Origin of the sequence: Sorangium sp. So ce834 (genome assembly GCF_051521425.1) — a bacterium.
Taxonomy (GTDB): Bacteria; Myxococcota_A; Polyangia; order Polyangiales; family Polyangiaceae; genus Sorangium; species Sorangium cellulosum_D.
Genome location: NZ_CP150351.1, coordinates 11622662 through 11637836 on the forward strand (window position 1 = coordinate 11622662; position 15175 = coordinate 11637836).

The window sequence follows — 15175 nt, forward strand, 5'->3', positions numbered from 1 at the left end:
CGACGCGCTCGACCTCCGCCCGGGGCGGAGGCGCCGCGTCATCGCGCTCACTCCTGGGCGGAGTTGGTCGGCTCGACGTTGGCGAAGGCGTTCGCCGGGACCTGCGCCATCGGCCGGCTCCGGATCACGTTGTAGATCGGGATCGGCTTGTCCTTGCCCTTGACCTTGGCGGGCTGGAGCTCCTCGGTCTCGAACCGGCCGCCGAGCTGCGCGTACGTGGTCTCGCTGATGACGATCTGGCCGGCCAGCGCGATCGAGCAGAGCCGCGCCGACGTGTTCGCCACGTCGCCGATCACCGTGTAGCTGAGCGCCTTCGAGCTGCCGATGTACCCGGCGACGAGCGGCCCGGTGTGGATCCCGATGCCGACCGCGAGCGGCTGCTCGTCGCGCTCGAGCCGCTCGCGGTTGAACTCGCCGAGCACCTCCCCCATCTTCAGCGCGCACTCCACGCTGCGGACCGCGTCGTCCCGGTGGGCGACCGGCGCGCCCCAGAGCGCCATGATCCCGTCGCCCATGAACTTGTCGAGCGTGCCCTCGAACTGGAAGATCGTGTCGACCATCCGCTCGAAGTACTGGTTCAGCATCACGACGAGCTCCTCCGGCTTCTTGCTCTCGGCCATGCGCGTGAAGCCGCGGATGTCGCTGTTGAAGACCGTGCACTCCTCGACGTGCTGGCCGCCCTGCTTCACGGCGAGCTGGCCGCTCAGGACGCGCTCGGCGATGTTCGGCGAGAGCAGCCGGCGCAGCTGCTCGCGCGTGACGATCTCGTTCTCGATCTTCTTCCCGAGGATGTTGATCTCGATGAACATCGCCGCCTGGTAGGCGATGGCGGTCACGAGCTCGAGGTCCTTGGGCTGGAACTGCGCGAGCGTCTCCGAGTCGAGCCAGAGCACGCCGAGCACCTCGTTGTTGTGCTGCAGCGGGGCCACGAGGGGGGCGACGATGGCCGAGCTTATCCGGTTCAGGATCATGCTCTTGCCCTTCGACGCCGCGAAGTCCATCGCCGCGTCGTGGGTCAGCACCGCGGCGCGCTCCTGCACGACGTGGTTCAGGATCGTCGAGGACACGCTGATCGGCGCCGTCGTCCCGTCGCGCCGCTGCATGGCCTGCGGCGTGAGCTCGCCGCCCTCGTTGCGCAGGAAGATCACCCCGCGGTCGGCGCGGATGAACTTGAAGACGCTCGTGAGGATCTTCTCGAGCAGCTTCGTCGTGTCTCGCTCGGCGGCGATCTCGCGGGACAGCTCGTGCGACAGGCGCAGCCGCTCGTAGTCGGCGCGCAGCTGGTTCATGTCGTTCGCGATCCGGTCGAACGCCAGGAACCCCTTGTCGACCGCGGCGATCTGCGTGCCGATCTGCCGCGCCTGATCGTTCACGTCGATGCGGGTGCCCTGCGCGACGTACGAGCCGCCGTGCGCCCCCGAGCGCCCCGGCAGCGGCGCGGTCCCGCCCGGCCCGGCGACCAGCGGCGGCGGCACGTACGGCGGCTGCCGCGCCACCGGGGGCGCCGCCGGCGTGCCCGACAGCGCCCCCGCCTGCTGCGGCGGCTGCTGGCGCGGGTACTGCGGCTGCGGCTGCGGCGGGTAGGCGCCCTCGCGCGGCGGGTGTCCGTACCCGGGCGCCGGGGCCGCGCCCTGATGGTTCACCGCGGGAGGCCAGCCCGGGACGAGCGGCGGGGCGACCGGGGCGCCCGGATCGTCGAAGCGGCCGCGCGTGGACCCCAGGGCGATCTCGTCCCCGTGCTTGAGCGGCGCTTCGCCCCGGACACGCTCGCTGTTGATGAACGTGCCGTTCAGGCTCCCGAGATCGCGCAGGACGAAGTGATCGCCCCGCTGCTCGATGATGCAGTGCTCCTTCGAGACGATCTTGTCGAGCAGCTGGATGGAGTTGTTCGGGTGGCGCCCCAGCGAGTTCACGGGCCGCAGCTCGATCGCCTGCTGGCCCTCGGCGGTCTGCAGGATGAGGCGGGCCATCGGTTCTGGGAGATTACCCAGCCAGGCACGGACCGACAATCTTTCCGGCCGGAGTCCAGGACAGGCCGAGGAAAGCGACCGCGCTGATCCGCGGGGACGCGCCCGCGCCCGGCGCGGTCGCCCCGGGCGGCCCCCCCCCGCGGCGCAGCCTGACCATCCGGTCAGTGTACCGAATCGGGATCCGTGTGGAAGTGTCGCCTGGAACGGCTATGCGCCCACGGGCCGCCGCGTTAGTCGGCCGCATGGATTCCGCGTACCTCCTCGCGATCGATCAGGGCACCACCGGAACGACATCCCTCCTCATGGACACGGCGGGCGCGACGCTGGGCCGCGCCACGCGCGAGTTCCGCCAGCATTTCCCGGAGCCGGGGCTCGTCGAGCACGACCCGGAGGAGATCTGGCAGAGCGTTCAGGACGCCGTGGGCGAGACGCTCAAGGCGGCCGGCGTGGCGGGCAGCGCGATCAAGGCCATCGGCATCACGAACCAGCGCGAGACGACGCTCGTCTGGGAGCGCGCGACCGGGAGGCCGATCCACCGCGCGATCGTGTGGCAGGACCGCCGCACGGCGCCGCGCTGCGCCGAGCTGCGCGCCGCGGGCCACGAGCAGGCGGTCGAAGAGACGACCGGCCTCGTGCTCGATCCGTACTTCAGCGGCACGAAGCTCGAGTGGATCCTGGACAACGTGCCCGGCGCCCGCGCGCGCGCCGAGCGCGGCGAGCTCTGCTTCGGCACGATCGACAGCTTCCTCGTCTGGCGCCTCTCGGGCGACGTGGCCGGCGGCGCTCCGGTGCACGCGACCGACGTCACCAACGCGTCGCGCACGCTGCTCATGAGCCTCGCGTCGCTGAGCTGGGACGACGCGATGCTCGCGATGCTGCGGATCCCGCGCCCACTGCTGCCCGAGATCGTCGGATCGGCGGGCCGCATCGCCGCGACTCGCGGCTTCCCTCACCTGCCGGACGGCATCCCGATCGCCGGCATCGCCGGCGATCAGCAGGCGGCCCTCTTCGGCCAGGCCTGCTTCGCGACGGGCGACGCCAAGTGCACCTATGGCACCGGCGCCTTCGTGCTGGCCAACATCGGCGATCGCCCGCTCCGGAGCCGCTTCGGCCTGCTCACCTCCGTGGGCTGGAAGATCGGCGCCGAGGTGGTCTTTGCGCTCGAGGGGAGCGCCTTTATCGCCGGGGCCGCGGTGCAGTGGCTCCGCGACGGCCTGGGCCTCATCAAGAGCGCGGCGGAGGTCGAGGCGCTCGCCCGCGGCGTGCCCTCCAGCGAGGGCGTCACGTTCGTCCCGGCGCTCTCCGGCCTCGGCGCGCCGTACTGGGATCCGGACGCCCGCGGGATCATCGTCGGGGTCACGCGCGGCACGACCGCGGCGCACCTCGCCCGCGCGACGCTCGAGGGAATCGCGCTCTCCGTGACGGATCTCGTGCGGGCGATGGCCGACGACCTGGGCCACCCGGTGCGCCGGATGCGCGTGGACGGCGGCGCCGCCGCGAACGACCTGCTCATGCAGTTCCAGGCGGACGTGGCGAACGTCGCTATCGAGCGCCCCACCGACCTGGAGACGACGGCGCGCGGGGCCGCGATGCTCGCCGGCGTCGGCGCCGGCCTCTTCCGGACGAAGGAGGACTCGGCCCGCATGTCCCGTGTCGGGCAGAGCTTCCAGGTCGCGATGAGCGAGGAGGATCGCGCCTCCCACCTCCGCCGCTGGGCCGACGCCGTCGCGCGCGCGCGCTCGCAGCGCGGCTGATCGCGCCCCGTTTCCCCTGAATTTCCACGCTGTTTTCCGCTTGAACCAGGTCTTCCGAAGCTCGCTCCCGAGCCGTCATCGCGCCGCCGGCTCGGCGGCCGAACGGGCTTCCGGATCAAGGAATCAACCCTAGGTTGCGAGAGTTAGGCCCAGAAGCCCCCAACCAGCGTAGAGTGCTATGACGACGGCGCATTTCCGTTCAAACTTGGTGCACTTGAACCGAGGCGCGCGGCCAGCCCACCGCCGCCTCGCTGCTTTCGATGGAGACGAGGAGGACATGCCGACTACCGAGAATGCTTCAGCCGGCGGGACGGCCGTTCGCGACATCCCGATCGACTGGGAGGCGCTGGAGGACGCCTTCGAGAACAACGCCCCAGAGGTGCACTCGTACCTGCACCTCGGCACGGGCGACGTGCTGCGCGTGGTCGACGGCGTGGCCGATCCTCAGATGCACGCGCGCATCGCGGCCGATGCCAACTACCTCCGGATCGATCCCGTGAGCTCCCGCGAGCAGTACCGGTGGATGGAGCGCTACATCCCGATGGTGGAAGACATGGAGCTCCAGGCGAAGCTCAGCCAGGCGATCGACGGCAAGGGCGCGTTCCGGCGTTTCAAGGATGTGCTGATGTCCTACGGCCCGGAGCGGGAGCGCTGGTTCGCCTTCCGGAGCGAGCGGCTGCGGATCTTCATGGAGGCGTGGCTGAGCGCCCACGCGCTGAACCCGGTCCCCCGCCCGCTCTGGGTGCCGGAGGTGCCGGCCCGCCCGGAGGCCGCCGCGCCCGTGGCGCCCGCCGTCGAGCCGCCGCCGCGCGAGCGCGAGCGCGAGCGCGAGGAGGTGCGGGAGCCCCGCCGCGGCAAGAGCGTGGAGAGCCTGCGCAAGAACCTCCGCGACATCGCCGAGGCGCTCGGCCCGCGGGATCTCGACACGCTGACGGCGTTCGCGGAGTTCCTGAAGGCGCGCCGCGCGGCGCGGTCGTTCGCGCACCACTACCACGAGGTCCAGGGCCCCGCGGACGAGGAGTCCGGGCCCGCCTCGCAGGAGATCGCGAGCGAGTCGCGCAGCGACACGGCGTGAGGGCGCGCCGCCGGCGCCGCGATCGCGGCGCCGGGGCGCTGGCCTGAAGGTGGGAACGGAGGGGAGCGGCGGCGTCGATCGCCGACCGGTCTAGAAGTACCAGTCGGTGCGCGCGCCGATGTAGTGGCCGACGGTCGAGCGGGCCCGGAAGTTCGCCGGATCCGACTCGTCGCGGAGGCCGAAGGCACGGATGTAGGGCGACATGTTCTGCAGGACCGCCGCCTCGTTGTAGATGGCGGCCGTGTAGATGAGCTTGAAGTGCGGCCGCGCGCCGGTGCTCAGCTCGCCCGTCGGCACGAGGGTCGGGACGACCGAGAGCTTGATCGCGGTCCCGAGATCGTTGTCGCCGTCCTTGCGCCCCTGGAACGAGGCCTCGATGACGGGGTGGAAGTTCTTGTGCGCGAAGATCGCGGCGTTCGCCTGGATCGAGAAGTCGAACTGCTTGTCGGGCACCCCGGCCGCCGCGGCGCCGTCGGCGTCGATCGCAGCCTTCGTGAAGTGGAAGGTGCCGAGGCCTTCGAGGGCGACGGCGTCGCCGAACCGGAAGCCGACGTGCTCGACGGCCTCGACGCCGAAGGAGCCCGCGAAGGTCCCGTCCTCGTTGGGATTGCCCCAGGTCTGGTAGGTCTTCGCGCCGCCGGCCGCGCCGTTCGCGATGCCGGTGCCGAAGCGCACGGAGGTGTCGCTCCAGTTGCCCTGGCCGAGCCCGAGGTGGAGCTTCGCGCCGATGACGCCGCCGACGTCGCCCTTGCCGTTGTCGGGCGCGTCCTGGTCCGGCCCCCGCGTCGCGGCCGGCAGGACGTGGAACTCGCCGTGGACCTTGACGTGGTGCTTCGCCTCGCCGCCGAACTCGAACTTGTAGTTACCGGCGAAGATGGTGCGGAAGCGCTCGACCCCGTTGGCGAAGTTGTACAAGGGGGGTACGGCGTCGGCCGCCCCTTCCACCGGCGCCTTCCGGTAGCCGAGGATGGCGAGCTTCAGGTTCTCGTACGTGATGCCGCCGCCCTGGCCGCTGAGGTCGTCGAGGTAGAAGTAGTCGCCGATGGGCGCGTACTGCTCGCGGAAGAAGCGCGCGCCGCCCCAGACGCTGAGGCCGGGGACGAGGAAGTTGCCGGCCTCGATGTAGGCCTGGTTGAACTGGAGCGTGATCGCCTGCCCGTCGTTCGAGGACGGGTTCATGAACTGCCCGCCCCACTGCCGCCAGATGGCGAACGTCATCTCGGACTTCACGAAGAAGTCCTGCGGCGTCGCGCCCTTCACCACGTGGGCGACGAACGACGGCTCGGAGTAGTCATCCTCCTCGTAGCGGCCGCCGATGCCGAACCCGAGCAGGTTCATCGACTGGCCCTGGGCCTTCTGCCCGTAGAGCGACCACGCCATGCCGAGGCGTGAGTACCAGTGCCACTCGAAGTTCTCGCTTCCCACGGCGTGGGCCGACTTCGGCGCCGCCGTGAGGCAAATGGCGGAGACGGAAACCAGCCCGAGGGCTCGGACTGCGGCGCGCCGACCCGCGATTCGCATGCTGGGAACCGACGACCTGTCTCTCTTAAGTGATGTCATCGAACGACGCTCCTATCCATTTCTTGGAGTGTGCTTGGGGTGATGGGGAGGTGATTCGGCCAGATGGCCAGAGCGGCAGAGGAAGCGGCCTGTCAAGAGAATCTAAGGATGGCTCTGTGTGACAGAGCCGCCCGCCGCCACACACGTGGGGCTCGCGGGGGGCACAGTTAACAGGAACGTTCTGTTCATGTCAAAGGTCTCCGAAGCATCCACAGCAGTTTGTTACCTTCTGCGTCGCGTCATTATTAAGTAGCCGAAATCACTTATCTTAGCCAACCGTTGCCGTTCCTCGGGTCAGGTGCGGAGGCGCAGGATGACGCGACGCACCAAAAACCAGCTCGATCTGGATGAAGTGCAGCCAAAAGAATCCACGCGACGCCTGGCGCGTTACCGGGAGTGCCCGGCGCGCGCGCGACGCGACTGCGAGGCTGCATTCGCGGGCCGCGGGGGGCGCGGTTTTCGTGCTGCGGCGGCGTCCCCAGAGCGAGCGGCGCGGCGCGATTGTTTCGGGACCTCGAACTCGGGTTTTCGTCTCGAGGCGAGCGGGGCATCGCCTGCGGGGCGCGTCTCGCTCTCCTGCGTTGAGCCCCGGGCGCGCCCTCGTGTCCGAGGAGCGTCATTGACGATCGCGCGCCGCGCGCGCTGCGCCCGCGGAGCCCCTGCGCGCGTGCGCAGGGCGACACGGCAGCGCGCGGCCGCGGGAGAGGCCCGCTACGGGTGGGCGATATAACGCAAAGCGTCGCCACGGCGTAACGCTCGGCGCAGATCGCGAGCGGGTCAGTCTCGACTGCCGTGCACCGCGGGGTGGACATGTTTTTGTCCAGGAAGGGCGTTACGCGGTCGCCTCGAGACACGTCATGTCGCTCGCCGTGGCGGGCTGCGGCGCTCGGGCGACAGGCACGATCCCGCCGCGCGAGGCGCATGGACGCGGATCGCTGGCCGGCGGGAGCCGGCCGCGGCTCAGCGCTCGTCGGCGACGGCGCCGATCACCCCGTCGAAGAACTCCGCCACGCCGGTGCGGTCGAGCATCCGGTTCCAACCGATCTCGTCGAAGGGCTCCGGCAGGCCGTGATTCGTCAAGAGGATCCCGAAGAGCTCGCGCGCCGGGTCGATCCACACGAACGTGCCGGTCCCGCCCGCCTTGCCGAAGGAGCCTGGCGACAGCCGCGTTCCGCCGTTCGAGAAGCGCGGCGTCCAGATCTCCCAGCCGAGGCCCTTCGGCGCGAGCAGGAGGTTGTTGAGGGGCGAGGTGTCCGTCGCCGCGGCGGTGACCTGAGGCGTCTGGTTCCGCGTCATCGCGCGGACCGACTCCGGGGTGAGCACCCGTGAGCCGCCGTAGCTGCCGGAGCCCATGATCATCTGGCAGAAGATGGCGATGTCCATCGCCGTGGTGAACACGCCGTCGCAGCCCGTGACCCCGCCGAGCGCGAAGTCCTGCTCGTCCTGCACCTCGCCGCGCACGAGGCGGCCGCGGCGCGCCGAGGTCCCGGTCGCCGCGATGCGCGGCGCGAGCTCCGCCGGCGGGTTGAACATCGTGTCGTGCATGCCGAGCGGGCCCCAGATGTGCGCGTGCGCGAAGGTGCTCAGATCGGCGCCGGAGGCGACCTCGACCAGCCGGCCCAGCAGGCGGTAGGTGAGATCGCTGTAGAGCACCGACGAGCCCGGCGCGGCCTCGAGCGGCGTCTCGGCCATGGCCTGCCACGCGGCCTCGTCGTCCGGCGCGTCGAGGAGCTGGTGGTCCATGGGCAGCCCGGCCGAGTACCGGAGCATATCGCCGACGGTGACGCCCGACTTCCCGTTCGCGGCGAAGCGCGGGAGGTACGACGCCACCCGGTCGGAGAGCTGGAGCTTCCCCTGCTGGACGAGCACCAGGACCGCCGTGGCCGTCGCCAGCACCTTCGTGATGGAGAGGACATCGAACATCGTGTCGAGCGTGACCGGCTCGCTGCAGCCGGCGACCTTGTTGCCGAACGCCCGGTGACCCACGATGACGCCGCGCCGCGCGATGAGCGCGGTCGCGCCCGGGAAGAGGCCGTCGTTCACGCGGCGCTGCACGCGCGCGAAGACATCGTCGATCCGCTCCGAGCGCATGCCCACCATCTCCGGAGAGCCGGTGGCGAGCACCGTCGACGTCGTCGCGCCGGCGGACGAGCTGCCGAGCATCGCGGGGGCGACCGCGGTGAGCGTCGCGATGCCGCCGAGTCCCCGCAACAGATGCCTGCGATGAAACGAAGGTTCTCCGGGTTCCATGTGAACAACTCCTTGCGAGGTCTCCTCACGACGCTTGTCGCCGACGCCGCCGAGCGGCGGGCGCGCGCTCTCCCGCCGCCCTCTCCCGCACACGAGGGCACGGCCGCGGCACACCGGATCACAGAGCGCCGCGCGCGAGCGCGACGCGACGGCGCCCCGCCTCGACATCGAGGCGCGTGCGCCGGGATTGCGGCGCGATCCCGGGGACGCCCAGCGAGCGCCGCTCAGCCCGCTCGTCGGGGGTGGCTCCCCCGCGCGCACCCACGCCCGGGATGGCCCCCGCTGCAAAGGCCGCTCGCGACCTCGCCGTCGCCCCGGCGCCGCACCGGCCCGGCGCGATCGCGCTCTCCGGCGGCTCACGAGCGGCGCACGCCCAGGGTCTCGTGCTCTATCTCATCGCTCCTGGAACGCGTCCTCCAACGCCGATCGCCGGCATGTAGCCCCGGCGAACACCCATACGGATACGGCGCACTGGACCCCCCTCCCGCGCGATCAGCACGGAAGCGCCCGCGCTCCAAGTTGCCTGGAGTGAACACCAGACAACGCTGCAGTATCGCTTCGGTGTCCTTCAATATCAAGAGATAGAATCGATCGGCGTTATCTCTTCCGCTCCCGCTTCCGCTTCCGCTTCTTCTGCGCTTCGAGCAGCGGTCGTCGTGCCGCGTCGTGCCTCATCGCACCGCAGGCGCTGTAGGGCGCCCTGGCAGGCGCTACGCGACGCGCATTTCGCCCGCCGCCTGCCGCCTGCCGCGCGCTCAGCGCGCGGGCACGATGCTCAAGGAGACCCGGGCGCGCGCGTTCTGGTAGTAGGTGTCGAGCGCGTGGGCGAGCCGCTGCGCGACGTACCAGCGCTTCAGCGCCGGCGCGACGTCCTCGTAGCGCTGATCCTTGAACGGCGTGGCGCCGGAGCGCAGGACGAGCTTGAGCTCGAAATCGCTGGGCTCGAGCATCGGCGCGACCATGCGGTCCAGGTACAGGCTCGCGCGCGCCTGGCGGCGCAGCAGCGCGTCCAGCTCGTCGGAGCTCACCCCCTCGGCGGCCGCCGCGGCGAGGAGACGCGCGCGGCCGCGGGCGCGCTGCTCCAGCGAGAACCGGGCCGCCTCGGCCCGCTGCGCGACCTCCGCCGACGTCGGCGCCGGCGAGATCGGCAAGCTGGCGAGCAGCGTCTCGGCGATGTGACGATCGAGCGCGGCGCGGACGTGCCGGTCCCGGTAGAGCCCGGGCTCCGCGTCGGGATCGGCGAGCGCCTCGACGCGCGCCTGGAAGGCGAGCTCCCGCTCGAAGATGAACTGCGGGCGGCGCACGCCGCCGGTCTCTGGCGCGTGCCAGCGCACGACGACGCGGTCGAGCAGCATGGGCGCCGACGCCGGCGGCGCGACGGCGGCGTCCTGACCGTGGGCGCTCCGGAGCGGCGACGCGAGCGCGAGCAGCGCGGTCAGCGTCGTGAGGAGCCCGGGTCGGCGCACGGCGCCAGGCTAGCGCAAACCGCGCCGCGCGTCCCAGGCGCGAGCCGCGGCTCGCGGAACGATCGGTGCGCGGCTATAGGAGGGAGGTATGTACAGGCAGTTCGCGCTCGAGGGCGAGGTCCACGCCTCGCTCGACTGTGTGCCGCTCTCGGTGCGGCGGAAGCTCGACCTCGCGGAGCTCAAGATCTCGCTCGCGGGGTGGCAGGCGCTGTCGCGCGCGGAGCGGCTCGCCTTGTGTCACCTGCCGGTCGATACGGACGAGGACGTCGCCGTCTACGCCGAGGTGCTCCGCGGCTTCGCGGCGCGCGCCGGGGTCGACCTCGCCCCGCTCGCGGACGCGCCGGTGCGCCGCGCCGCCTGGGATCAGGAGAGCGTCGCCGCGCGGCTGCGCGAGCGGCTCGGCCCGGACGGCGCGCTCGACGGCGCCGCGCTCGGCCGGCTGGCGGCGCTGACCGAAGAGGAGCGCTACGCGATCGTCAAGCTTGCCGATCCGAAGCGCGGGCCCGAGAAGCTGCGGGCGCTGCTCGGCGAGCTCGGGCTCTCCCGGGGCGACGGCAGCGAGGCGACGCCCGGCTGAGCGGCCGAGCGGCGCCGCCGTCGCCGCTCGAGCCCATGCCCGCCGCGCTGTCCCTCCGACGTGTCACCGCCGCCGTCGCGGCGCTCGCCGCCCTGTCGCTGCTCCTCCCCGCCCGCGGCGCGGCGCCTCGAGGGGGCGGCGCGCGCGCCGCGATCCGCGTGGGCCTCGTGTTCGACGTCGGCGGGCGCGGGGACAGGAGCTTCAACGACGCGGCCGACCTCGGGCTCGCCCGCGCCGCGCGCGAGCTCGGCGTGACCACCGAGGTGCTCGATCCGAGCGGCGCCGAGGACCGCGAGGCGGCGATGCGGCTGTTCGCGGCGCGCGGCTTCGATCTGGTGATCGGCGTGGGCTTCATCTTCTCGACCGACGTGGAGGTCGTCGCGCGCGCTTTCCCGGCCACCCGCTTCGCGTGCCTCGATTACGCGGCCGTGCCCGGCCGCGCCCTGCCCGAGAACCTCGCCGGCCTCACCTTCCGCGAGGAGGAAGGGGCCTTCCTGGTCGGCGCCGTCGCCGGGCTCACGACGGCGACGGGGCGCGTCGGCTTCATCGGCGGCATGGACATGCCGCTCGTCCACAGGTTCGAGGCGGGATACCGCGCGGGGGTGCGAGAGGTCTGCCCCGCGTGCGGAGTCAGCGTCGCTTACGCGGGGACGACGCCCGACGCGTTCCGCGATCCGGTCAAGGGCAAGGCGCTCGCGGTGAGCCAGGTCGCGGCGGGCGCCGACGTCCTCTTCCACGTCTCCGGAGCGACGGGCCACGGCGTGTTCGAGGCGGCGCGCGACATGGGGGTCAAGGCGATCGGCGTCGATCGAGACCAGCACGACGAGATGCCGGGGACGGTGCTCACCAGCATGATCAAGCGCGCCGACGTGGCGGTCTTCGAGGCGGTCCGCGCGCTGGTCGAGGGCCGCTTCGAGGGCGGGATCGCGTCGTTCGGCCTGGCCGAGGGCGGCGTCGGCTACGTGAGCGAAGGCCCGCACGCGGCGGGGATCCCGGCCGCGGCGAGGGCGCGGGCCGCCGGGCTCGCGGCGCGGATCGCGCGGGGCGAGCTCGAGGTGCCGCGCGCGCCGACGCCCGCCGCGGCGGAGCGAGGGCGCGGCGCGCTCACCACTTCACCATGACCTTCGCGGGGTTGACCTCCGCGGTGACGCGCGGGACGTCGACGAGCACGTCGAGGAAGTCGCTGCCCGGCTGGCTCAGATCGAGGTTCGCCGCCTTGGGCTCCACGCGCGCCACGATCGAGTCGGGGTTGACGGCGCCCACGTCCTCCGGCGTCCCCGTGATCCTCACCTGCACCACGGCGGGCGAGACCGTGGCGCGCGGGATCCCGACCACCTCGACCCTGCGGTCGAAGGTGCGCGTGGCGAGCTCGCGCCCGATCTCGAGCGTCGCCATCACGCTGTCGACGTCGTACGTCACGAGCTTCGGCGGCCGCTCGAGGGCGAGCTGCCGCTGGTACGTGCCCTCCGTGAGCCCGCTGATGTCGAACGGCGCGGTGCGCGCGAGCTGCATCACGTCGACCACCGAGCGCGGGCCGCGGGCGCTCACCGACGGCGGCTCGACCGAGATCATCCCCTTCACGAGGAACCCCTGCGCGGTGTCCCCCGTGCGCGGCACGTGCACCGGGATGGACCGCGTGACCACGTCGTCCCAGCGGAGCTCGATCGTCGGCGGGTAGATCTGATCGACGACCAGCCCCGCCGGCATGTGGAACATCGAGGAGTCGAGATCGATGCGCGTCTTCGCGCCGTCCCGGAGGTCGAGCCGCAGCGTCCCGAGGCTCTCCGAGCGGAGGTCGTCGAGCTGGGTCCGGGGGCCCCGCACCGTCACCGCCACCTCGTTCGGGACCTGGGTCATGAGCTGCCGGTGGCTCGACTCGGGCGGGAGGATCAGGACGACGCTGAGCATCAGCGTGCGCTGGGCGTTCTCCGCGCCGTGGATGAATGCGTAGAGGCACAGCGCGAACGTGAGCGAGAGCAGCTTGAGGCCGAGGTTGTCGAGCAGCGCCGAGCGGAGCGCCTCGCGGATGCCGGCCAGCGTCATGGCTCATCTCGCGGAGGTACCCCCTCCGCGCTCCCCTTGGACGCGGCGGTCGTCGCGACCTGCCCCGTCGGAACGAAGGTGCGCTGCGACGGGACCGGAGAGTCCGTCGCGGCGGCGGTGGCGTCGACCAGCGCGGGTCGGCCGCGCTCGGACGGGCGATCCCCGTCCTGCGTGGTGGAGGTGGCGCCCGGGCTCCGCGCGTCGGCGCCCGTCCCCACCGCGGCGCGGAGGTCGGCGCTGGATCCCGCCGCGGCGCGCGCCTCGGCGCCCGATCGCATCGGCGTGGAGGTCGACATCCGCGCCATCGGCCGCGCGTCGGCCTCGGCGGGCGCCTTGATCATCGACGACGTCTTCGTGACCGGCGCCGCGGGCTTGGCCTCGATCGGCGCGGGCTTCGCGGCGGCGGCGGCGGGCTTGCCGGGCTCGATGCCCGGCGCGGCGGCGCCCGGCGCGGGGCTCACCGCGGGGCTGCGCGCCGGCGGCGCCGGGAGGCTCGTGCGGCCGCTCTGGGCCACCTTCTTCGCGAAGCGCCGCCTGCGCGACGAGCGGCCGAAGAGCCCGAGCAGCGCGTGCCGCAGCGACTGGCCGTCCAGGTTCGAGACGATGTTGCCGCTGAAGCAGAAGCTGATCGTGCCGCGCTCCTCGCTCACCACGACCACGACCGCGTCGGTCTCCTCGGTGATGCCGAGCGCGGCGCGGTGCCGGGAGCCGAGGCTCGCGTCGAGGATCTTGGTCTCCGGCATCGGGAAGAAGACGCCGGCGCGCGCGATCTTGAGATCGCGGATCAGCACCGCGCCGTCGTGCAGCTTGTTCACCGACTCGGGGACGAAGAGCGAGACGAGCAGCTCCCGGGTCACCACCGAGTCGATGTGGATGCCGTCGCTCTTGACGAACTCCAGCACGTTCGCGTCCTGCTCGAAGGCGATGATCGCGCCCATGCGGTGGCGGGCGAGCTCGGTCGCCGCCGCCACGACCTCGTCGATGACGCGCGACTGCTGCTCGCGCCCGCTCGTGAACCAGTTGCTGCCGCCCACGCGGATGAGGGCGCGGCGGATGTCGTTCTGGAAGACGACGACCACGATGAGGATGATCGACGAGAGCAGCCACGAGAGGAGGCTGAGGAGCGTCGTCAGGCCGAAGATCTTCGCCCCGAGATAGATGAGGAAGACGATGCCGAGCCCGAGGCCCATCTGCATCGCGCGGGTGCCGCGCAGCACGAGCAGCGCGCGATAGACGACGTACGCGACGATGAAGATGTCGACGAGATCCCGGATGATCTGCGTCACCGGCCTCGCCGAGAAGAGGCGGAGGAACCCCTCAACCATCGCCGCGCACCCCCTGGGTGAGGGGAGCCCCGGCGCCGCGCCGCTCGCGCGGGCCCGCGCGGTCGTTCGCGCGGTCGTTCGCGCGATCGTTCACGCGATCGATCGCGCGCATCACGTCGAGCGCCTGTCGGATGGGGCGGACATCGTGGACGCGCACCGCCGCGGCGCCGCGCGCGACGCACGCGAGCGCGGCCGCGACGGTGCCGCCGAGGCGCTCCGAGGGCGGCGCGAGCGCGGCGCCCGCGCCGTCGCCCCGCTCGGCGGCCTCGGCCGCGGCGGCGCGCGCGAGGAACGACTTGCGGCTCGGCCCGACGAGCACCGGGAAGCCGAGCGCGCACAGCTCGTCGAGCCTCGCGCACAGCTCGAGCGACTGCCGCGCGTTCTTGGCGAAGCCGAGGCCCGGGTCGAGGACGAGCTCGCTCCTCGGCAGGCCCGCCTCGAGCGCCCGCTCCGCGGCGCTCGACCACTCGCGCGCCACGTCGGCGACGGCGTCGCCGTAGGCGTCGTCGGGATAGGCGGAGAAGCCGGCCATCGCCGACATCGGGCCGCGGCTGTGCATGAGCACGAGCGACGCCCCGCGGCGCGCGCAGAGCGCGCCGAGCTCAGCCGCGCTGTCGAGCGAGATCGTGTTGACCACCGCCGCGCCGTCGTCGAGCGCGCGCGCCGCGACGACGGGAGAGGTCGTGTCGATGGAAACGACGGCCCCCCTCCTCACCGCGTCGCGGACGCTCCCGCCGATGCGCGCGATCTGCTCGTCGTCCGGCACGGGCTGCGCACCCGGCCGCGTGGATTCCGCGCCGATGTCGATCATGTCCGCCCCCTCGGAGAGCATCGCATCGATCTGCGCGAGAGCCGTATCTTCATCCGCGAAGCGACCGCCGTCGGAGAAGGAGTCCGGCGTGCGGTTCAGGACCCCCATGATCACCACGCTCCTGCGGCGTTCGAGCAGCATGCGCAGCGGGGACATTTCCTGTGGGTAGCAACTTTTGCGCCGAACGGCAATTGTCTGCTCGAACCGATGTTTTCCAGGAGCAGTTGGAACATCGTGAGGGTTGTCCGGCGCCGCGCTCTGGCGTCGCCGTCGTGGCCAGCGGGCGCGCGCCGGCGTTGGACGGCGCGCCGGCGCGGGCATTCCGGCGGCGACGCGCCGTCCAA

The 15175-nt window shown here is 72.0% G+C and carries 11 protein-coding genes; 4 read left to right on the forward strand and 7 right to left on the reverse strand.

Translation table 11 applies throughout. The features are described 5' to 3' along the window. Positions 1 to 47 precede the first annotated feature (47 nt). A complete protein-coding gene (locus tag WMF20_RS42725) occupies positions 48 to 1970 on the reverse strand; it encodes an adenylate/guanylate cyclase domain-containing protein (protein ID WP_437607446.1) in 1923 nt (640 codons plus the stop codon). A gap of 242 nt (positions 1971 to 2212) precedes the next feature. Between WMF20_RS42725 and glpK the strand changes: the two genes are divergently transcribed. Next, complete coding sequence (gene glpK, locus WMF20_RS42730; protein WP_437607448.1) at positions 2213 to 3724, forward strand: glycerol kinase GlpK; 1512 nt, start codon at positions 2213 to 2215, stop codon at positions 3722 to 3724. A gap of 277 nt (positions 3725 to 4001) precedes the next feature. Continuing rightward, complete coding sequence (locus WMF20_RS42735; protein ID WP_437607449.1) at positions 4002 to 4799, forward strand: UPF0158 family protein; 798 nt, start codon at positions 4002 to 4004, stop codon at positions 4797 to 4799. Between the two features lie 90 nt (positions 4800 to 4889). On the opposite strand, the gene WMF20_RS42740 is transcribed toward WMF20_RS42735, so the two are convergent. The 3 genes from WMF20_RS42740 to WMF20_RS42750 all read right to left on the reverse strand — a co-directional run bounded on the left by WMF20_RS42740 (position 4890) and on the right by WMF20_RS42750 (position 10075). Next, complete coding sequence (locus tag WMF20_RS42740; protein WP_129579634.1) at positions 4890 to 6224, reverse strand: carbohydrate porin; 1335 nt, start codon at positions 6222 to 6224, stop codon at positions 4890 to 4892. A 1095-nt stretch (positions 6225 to 7319) separates the two neighbouring features. Then, positions 7320 to 8609, reverse strand: coding sequence for a serine hydrolase domain-containing protein (locus WMF20_RS42745; RefSeq protein WP_437607452.1), 1290 nt, complete (start codon positions 8607 to 8609; stop codon positions 7320 to 7322). 755 nt (positions 8610 to 9364) lie between these two features. After that, positions 9365 to 10075: a hypothetical protein gene (locus WMF20_RS42750; RefSeq protein WP_129579635.1), complete on the reverse strand. Its 711-nt coding sequence runs from the start codon at positions 10073 to 10075 to the stop codon at positions 9365 to 9367. A gap of 88 nt (positions 10076 to 10163) precedes the next feature. Here WMF20_RS42750 and WMF20_RS42755 point away from each other — a divergent pair, with 88 nt between their 5' ends. After that, positions 10164 to 10652, forward strand: coding sequence for a nitrate reductase associated protein (locus WMF20_RS42755; protein WP_437607454.1), 489 nt, complete (start codon positions 10164 to 10166; stop codon positions 10650 to 10652). 35 nt (positions 10653 to 10687) lie between these two features. Further along, positions 10688 to 11773 (forward strand): BMP family lipoprotein, encoded by a 1086-nt coding sequence (locus tag WMF20_RS42760; RefSeq protein WP_437607456.1) that lies wholly within the window; start codon positions 10688 to 10690, stop codon positions 11771 to 11773. Here the strand turns inward: WMF20_RS42760 and WMF20_RS42765 are convergent. Genes WMF20_RS42765 through folP form a run of 3 tightly spaced genes read right to left on the reverse strand, consistent with a single transcriptional unit; the run spans position 11757 to position 15152 of the window. Beyond that, positions 11757 to 12695 (reverse strand): CdaR family protein, encoded by a 939-nt coding sequence (locus tag WMF20_RS42765; protein ID WP_129579638.1) that lies wholly within the window; start codon positions 12693 to 12695, stop codon positions 11757 to 11759. The genes WMF20_RS42760 and WMF20_RS42765 overlap by 17 nt on opposite strands. Beyond that, positions 12692 to 14020 carry a diadenylate cyclase CdaA gene (gene cdaA, locus WMF20_RS42770; protein ID WP_129579639.1) on the reverse strand — a complete coding sequence of 443 codons (1329 nt, stop codon included), beginning with the start codon at positions 14018 to 14020 and terminating at the stop codon, positions 12692 to 12694. The genes WMF20_RS42765 and cdaA overlap by 4 nt, the downstream gene beginning before the upstream one ends. Further along, a complete protein-coding gene (gene folP / locus WMF20_RS42775) occupies positions 14013 to 15152 on the reverse strand; it encodes a dihydropteroate synthase (protein WP_437607458.1) in 1140 nt (379 codons plus the stop codon). Before folP ends, cdaA begins: the two co-directional genes overlap by 8 nt. Positions 15153 to 15175 lie beyond the last annotated feature (23 nt).